Source organism: Photorhabdus kayaii (genome assembly GCF_025384895.1).
GTDB classification, from domain to species: domain Bacteria; phylum Pseudomonadota; class Gammaproteobacteria; order Enterobacterales; family Enterobacteriaceae; genus Photorhabdus; species Photorhabdus kayaii.
Map to the genome: position 1 here is coordinate 1 of NZ_JAJAFZ010000116.1, position 6,937 is coordinate 6,937.

Sequence of the window (6,937 nt, forward strand, 5' to 3'; positions counted from 1 at the left end):
CCCGTAACGACGGTGCAAGCGATCGCCTAAATCACTGAGTATTGGCGCAGACTGGCTGAGGCGAATTTCAGCTTGTGCAGCCTCTGGCCGTAATGGTTGTTGCGCTTTATTCTGCCGTATATACTCCCATGCCGTGCTCCCCAATAAGCCTATCAATATGGCTGGGAAAAGCGTGGCATAGGCATACCACGCAAGGTTTAGTAACCCGTTGTCCTCAAGCACTGCCTGATTTAAATAAATCAGCAGAAAAAATATTCCGGCAAGACTCAGCGTAATTACAATATATCCCCGAAGGCCATAGTGATGATGATGACTCGCATTCATGGATGTAACTCCTTCGTCATTAAATAAAGTACAGCGTTACCCTCGGGTAATTGATTGATAATGATATGATCGCTATTTGTCAGGCCAGTGGCCTCGGTCAGCATGGCTGAGGTCAGAAACACAGACAACGGCCCCGGTGGACCAAAAGTATGGTCGATTAAATGAACAGGATTTTCCGGGACAAAATGGAATGGACTATCACGGCCCTCCATCATCAGTTCAGTCAGCACGTTTTGAGAAATCCCCGTCACCCAGAGGTGCTGCATACTGCTTTTGGCAATGCGGTTATACTCAAATAACATTCTGAAATCTTTCTTTATTTCCCCGGGTAACGATGGCAGCGCCCTTCCCATACCCGCCAGAACGTTTAACTTTTTCTGGGCGGCAAATGCCGTTGAGGAAAGTAACTGAGCAGACAAAAATTCGCTGTATGCTTCTTTACCTCCTTTGGCAGGCCAGCACTGGCAGGCGATAACCATTGTCAACCCCTCAAAAGCCGCCTTATCGTACAATGACGTGATTACCTCCCTGCTCTCTATTTGAGTGGGAACCAAACCCCACTGTTGTTGCACACACTCTTGATGATGAGACAAATCCATTGAAGGGACGTCAGCAAGATAAATGGTGCTCAAAAGCGAGCGATATCCAGGACACTGTTGCTCAAACTTATCATCAACTTTCGCCAATAACTGCCGGATATCCGTTGATGGCACAGACAGCGCCCGTCCGGCATCGGGAAAAGCCGGAATATCTTTCGGTTTACCCAACAAGGGGGCTATGCCCTGCGGTTCTGGTGTCAGAATAAAGTTGCCGACCACCGCCAATTGCTTTCTGCTCCATTGCTGCCACTGGAAACGGGTTTCGGCACTGGCGGCTTCCCAGGCTTGCGCCGCAGTACAAAATCGCTCATAGCGGTTTAGTACCGCACCGAATAACAGCATCCAGCCGAAAAAGGCCGGTAAGCTGCCATACAGTACGACCTGCAATAAATCGGGGGGTTCTCTCAGCGCAAGTGCCATACCTGTTCCTACCGCCAGCATCAGCAATAAAATCATCCCCCACACCCCATAACGCACCGGCGCCACGACACGAAGCCGGGGGATCTCTGGAATAGGCCAACTCATGACGACGACTCAACCTGGTGATGAGGCATTGAACTCAATACTCGACATCCACACTGGCAGCGACAATAATGCACCACTACAGCGCGGCCATTTTCCTGAACGGTATTATCCCCCTCAATAATGGGATTAATACCGTGCCCGTCTAACGGACAATTAATGAGATCACCCACCAAAGCGGCCTGTTTACCGTCGAAATACATTGTTGAAGAAGCGGTAATCACTTTTCCACCTCGATCGGTGGCATCACCTAAACAAACAATACCAGACATTGTGATATCCTCTATTGATTATCGAAATAACCCTAAATAAACCATCAGATATCAGGAGATAATATTTCATCCCGATATATCTCATTATTGACTTTAATCTTAAGGGCCCCATACCTTTAAAAACTGAATTAAAAGATAAATAAGCGGCCCACTCAATAACACCACTACAGGGATTAAGAACAGTAGGACTTTGTATTTCTTTCGCTTAATGCATTGAATCGTCCGATAAATGACATAACCATCAATAATCATGATGACCGGCCAGGCATAATAGAAAACAAGAAAAACACAGACTAATACCACATCCCAAAAATCAAATTTAACCCACCATGAATGCATTATTAAAAAAACCGACCTCTCACAGAAAGAATACCCCCGTCGCCAATAAAATCGGCAAACTCTTTTTTATCCAATTTTCACCACCTGTGCTATTTGATAATCGCTCGCAGGATAAACCCGAAAGCAATGTTATTATTAGTCGAATCCGCCGAAAATTAAAAAGCATCCGGCCTGACTCTGAGGGTCTGGCTAATCGCATCCCAGAACGCCACTATTTCATTCTGGCTATAAGCTGTCGGAGTCTCTTCATCATTGACCACCGTCAAATCAAAGACCGGTGTTTTCTTTCCGCCGGTTTTCTCATTTGCCAGTAACGTAAACTGATAACGCGGATCATCACTATCCGGCTGTAATCCCACCGCCAATAATTCCTCGGTATCCAGCCCATTAATTTTTCGCGCACCTTTACGAAAAATATCACCCCGGTACAGAAATGCTTTAATTTGGCCGATACGCTCCAGCATACTGTCTTTTTCACGGATATAGTTATTCGTTTGTATTCTCACATTCAAATAATTATCCGGGCCAGTTTTATATAATGTGCCGATATCTTCTTTATCCCTTTGATTATCTGTAATAAACGCATTGGAAATACAGCTTCCCGAAGTAGTCGGAATTTCCGTCTCTTCACGCCCCCGTACACGGGATAATAAATCCCTCAGTTCAGCCAGTTTCTCAGGTACTGTATTGGTATAAACTCTAGGAGCAATTTGTCGATCCTTGTCATAGCGTGCAGCGGAGCCATTTTTCGCTTCCATTTCTACTTTAATCGCCACTCCATTGCTATATAGATGGGCTTCTAATACCCGGACGACATCCGGTACACTTTGATTCTCCATACGTTCAAAAATAATCCCTTTCATCCCTTCGGGGACAGAGTAAATATTTTTTAAATAGGGCATATCAACGGGATATGACGTCTTCATCTGCCGTAATGCTTCTTCCCGTAATTGAATACGCTGTTCAAAGGCAGGTAAATAGATCCGTTGAGTTTCTACCCAATAATCGTTCACCCGGGAAGCATTCACCGTATCATGATAGTTTTCCGGTAAATCAACTAAATATCGACCGATACAACGGGTTTGCATATTTGCTAACATTTCCGTTGTCACTTTCTTTTCCTTTTCAGTTAAAACAGGATGATAAGGATCAGGTAAATACCATCGCCATAAGGCATAAATAGCCACACCAGCCAACAAAATAAGTAAGATATTTCTTTTATTCAATTTTTACCGCCCAGATAATCTTGATGATTTAACCTAAAGTACGTATCGGTATTTTCTTATCCTTTCCCACCCTGATTTTTAACCTTTATATCCCTATAAAGGATTTAATTTAAAACACATATTATCGGAGATTGAAAGCGCCGGGTCTGACTCTGAGGGTCTGGCTAATCGCATCCCAGAACGCCACTATTTCATTCTGGCTATAGGCTGTCGGTGTCTCTTCATCATTGACTATCGCCAAATTAAATACCGGTGTCCTTCTGCCCCCAGTTTTTTCATTGACCCGTAATGTAAACAGATAACGAGGATTATCATTGTTCGGTTGACGGCCCGACAGTAATAGCTCTTCGGTATCCTGCCCATTTATTTTCCGTATCCCTTTGCGCAAAACCTTCCCACGGGACAGCATTGCTTCAATTACGCCAAGGCGTTCCAGCATACTGTCTTTTTCACGGATAAAATTATTAGTACTCATTCTAACATTCAGGTAATTATCCGGGTTCGCTTTATACAATAAGCCTATATCTTCTTTATCCTTTTTATTATCGGCAATAAATGCATGAGGAATACAGTTTCCGGCGGTAGTGGGTATTTCCGTCTCTTTACGTCCCTGTATCCGGGATAATAAGTCTTTCAACTCTGCCAGTTTCGTTGGCACAGTATTGGTATAAACAGTCGGTTCAGTCTGCCTATCCTTGTCATAACGTGCCGCTGAACCATCCTTTGCTTTCATTTCCACTTTTATTGCCACGCCATTGCTATACAAATGGGCTTCCAATACCCGAACTACATCCGGTACACTTTGGTCCTCCATACGCTCGAAAATAATCCCCTGCATCCCCTGAGGTAAGCGGTAAATATTCTTTAGATAGGGCATATCAACGGGATATGACGTCTTCATCTGCCGTAACGCGTCTTCCCGTAATTGAATACGCTGTTCAAAGGCAGGCGGATAGAGCAGACGGGTTTCTACCCGATTATCGTTCACCCTAGCCGCCTCCACGGTATTGTTGTAGTTGGCTGGCAAATCAACCAGATACCGACCAATACAACGGGTTTGTAAGTTTGCTAATAATTTATCCACAGCTAATTGTTCCTTCTGATTTAACACAGTATGTGGGGGATAGGGCTGCAACCAGTGCCACCCCCCGTAAAACACCAGCGCAAGCAGGCTGGCAATTGCAATAACCAGTACTTTTTTTCTATTCATCAGGATAGGCCAGAGATGTTTGTTTAACAGATTGCGCTATTTTGATAATCGCTCGCAGGGTAAACCAACGGGTATCTTTGGTGTTATCCGTTTTATAAGCGCCTTCATGATCAACTTCTACGCCCAGTAACGAACACAAGCCACTGGCGGCAAACTTACCGCTTTCAACCGGCACAGTGCCATCGCCGGGCTGTTGCGGGTCTGCAATAGCAAAAGCTTTTAGATGACTATGATCATTGGGTTTGTTTGGTTCAGTGGAATACCCCACCATACGCGTCCCTGCAAGATGATTATTATACGGGTCGTATACCGGGCTATTAAATGCCAGCCCGGGGTCATCTCCCCGGTTAACCTGAGTACGCACTACCCAACGCACTACGCCATAAGAGCGGTATTTCATACTGTTACCATAAAAAGCATAGGTATTGTTGTGGTAACGGCCATTTAACCCTTCGATAAAAGGCCGGACTTTTGTCGATAACGTATCATGATATTTATCCCAGTCTGCCTGCATTATCGCCGGGTTTTGTTTCTCATTAGTCGGGTTAATCAGACGCTCTTCGCATAACCCCCACCATTTATCACGCTGCAAATAGATTTCTTTATAAGGATCACGTTTCGGTAAGGTATAGAGTGTCCTACCATCTTTAATTTGCAACCATCCGGTGCCATATCTCAGACCGGGCAATAACTGGAGTGGTCCCGGTGATTGCGCCATCACTGGAGTGAGCTGGGCACCATCTTTACCAATCACCAGCCCAACAATGCCATTTTCACCTGCTTTCATCCGTTTATAAGCCATTGGCGAGCCATAGGTTGGCATTACTCCGTGGACAATACCCAGAATGTCGTTGCGTTTCCCCAGTACTTCTGAACAGTGACGAGCGACCAATCCCCCCATTGAATGGGTCACCAAAATCACTTTCTCACAGGGCTGACCACGCTGTTTATAATCTTTCACAATTTTACCAATATAGTCAGCCAGATTTTTTGCCGACTCTACATTAGACTGAAGCCAGTTATACCCCATCGCATGGACTGGAAACTGATATTGATAACTCAACTTAATCTCATTTAACGAGAGCTTTTCTTCCCCCATCTCAGCCTGTAGATCCATCAACTCCAGTTGCTGTCGCAGTGTCTGCTTCCCCGTCTTATTCAACCGGTTGTGCAATAACTCATCCTGATCATCCAACGCCGCCTGAAGCCAGGACAGAAATTCACCGTAACTCATATAAGCTACCTGCCCCCAGCCCCGCTCTTTCCGTGAGGGAAATTTAGGGCCCTCTTTATCGTTATCATCCACCCTTCCCCGTGAATCAACTTCTGTATTCTCTGGGTCAAGCAACTTTTTTCGCGTCTCTGCGCCGTGTATCATCCACTCCCACAGGCTTCCAAGGCCATCGACATTCCAGACTGAATCACCATTTTCTGCTTGTAAGTTACTCCCCATCACCCCGGGCAAAAAAATCACCGGAATAACCCGGTTTGGCACCTTATAACAAATCGCTGTCAGGTTCTTTTCACTGGGCGCATTAACTAACGGGTAATACAGACTGCCATGCTCGTCATAAACAGGCTGAACAACAATTTTTTCTGATGAATCGGACATCATTACTCCTTACCTTCTTTTAAATAGAACTTCATTGCTTCCACCCCTAATTGCTGCTGTTTGGTCACCTTACCATCCGAGTCGGTTGTCGAAGGTTGCTGACTATTGTCCTGATTGTGTAAAAGGCTGCTTTGATAGTTCACCGGTGAATCATCAAAAGGCCAGAGCACCTGCGGTGTTATAGAAAAATCCGTTGTCTCACGTTGGGAAGCCATCTGATTAAAACTCTGCCCACCAAATTTTTGCCACACCGCCGCCCGCTGGATAATGTTATTGGGTGCTCCACTTTCCACTTGCCCGTTGCTAATACGGATATATCCCCCGCCACAGGCCAGCAAAATCTCCTCTTTGGCACTGATGATCACTTTGCCTTCATGACTGCTCACCGTGATGTCTTTCAACGCCTCCAGTCCCATCGCATCACCCTGCGCCTGAATATCTATCCGCCCTCGGCGGGCAAACAGTTTGATCCCCAGCTTTTCGGCAAACAGGCTGATAATCCCACCGGCAGCCACCGTGAATTTTTTCAGCACACTGAAATCGGTATTTTTCCCACTGGTGGCGATAATATTTTCCCCTGCGGAAAGCTGGAGATTTTTCGCCGTCGTCTGAGCAATACCCTCGGGTGCGGAAAGTAACAGCGCTGATTTTCTCAGTTCCGTCAACGTGTCACTCAATAACGCCTTCTGTTGCTGCAAATCCGCTAATTCAGCTTTGGCGGTTTCTGCCGCACCCCGTAATGCTTCGGTTAACGCCTGCGCCTGTTGTAACTGACTGATTGCCGCCTGCATTGCCAACACCGGCCCCTGGGCTTTGGGTTGCCCGTCTGTACT

Annotated in this window: 7 protein-coding genes; all 7 read right to left on the bottom strand. The window is 45.8% G+C overall.

Annotated features, from left to right (window positions below; translation table 11 throughout):
• Positions 1 to 324, bottom strand: a 324-nt coding sequence (locus tag LGZ98_RS22685; protein WP_262978639.1) for a hypothetical protein, incomplete at its 3' end; no start/stop codon positions are given.
• On the bottom strand, positions 321 to 1,448 hold the full coding sequence (locus LGZ98_RS22690) for a KPHS_23130 family T6SS system protein (protein WP_113043427.1): 1,128 nt from the start codon (positions 1,446 to 1,448) through the stop codon (positions 321 to 323). The genes LGZ98_RS22690 and LGZ98_RS22685, both read right to left, overlap by 4 nt.
• Entirely contained in the window at positions 1,445 to 1,717 is a 273-nt protein-coding gene (locus tag LGZ98_RS22695) for a PAAR domain-containing protein (RefSeq protein ID WP_113043428.1), read from the bottom strand. The genes LGZ98_RS22690 and LGZ98_RS22695 overlap by 4 nt, the downstream gene beginning before the upstream one ends.
• 494 nt (positions 1,718 to 2,211) lie before the next feature.
• Entirely contained in the window at positions 2,212 to 3,282 is a 1,071-nt protein-coding gene (locus tag LGZ98_RS22700) for a Tli4 family immunity protein (RefSeq protein WP_113043430.1), read from the bottom strand.
• A 121-nt stretch (positions 3,283 to 3,403) separates the two neighbouring features.
• Positions 3,404 to 4,492 (bottom strand): Tli4 family immunity protein, encoded by a 1,089-nt coding sequence (locus tag LGZ98_RS22705; RefSeq protein WP_113043431.1) that lies wholly within the window; start codon positions 4,490 to 4,492, stop codon positions 3,404 to 3,406.
• On the bottom strand, positions 4,485 to 6,104 hold the full coding sequence (locus LGZ98_RS22710) for an esterase/lipase family protein (RefSeq protein ID WP_113043432.1): 1,620 nt from the start codon (positions 6,102 to 6,104) through the stop codon (positions 4,485 to 4,487). Before LGZ98_RS22710 ends, LGZ98_RS22705 begins: the two co-directional genes overlap by 8 nt.
• A 2-nt stretch (positions 6,105 to 6,106) precedes the next feature.
• A partial coding sequence (locus LGZ98_RS22715; RefSeq protein ID WP_262978640.1) for a DUF2345 domain-containing protein occupies positions 6,107 to 6,937 on the bottom strand: 831 nt, incomplete at its 5' end.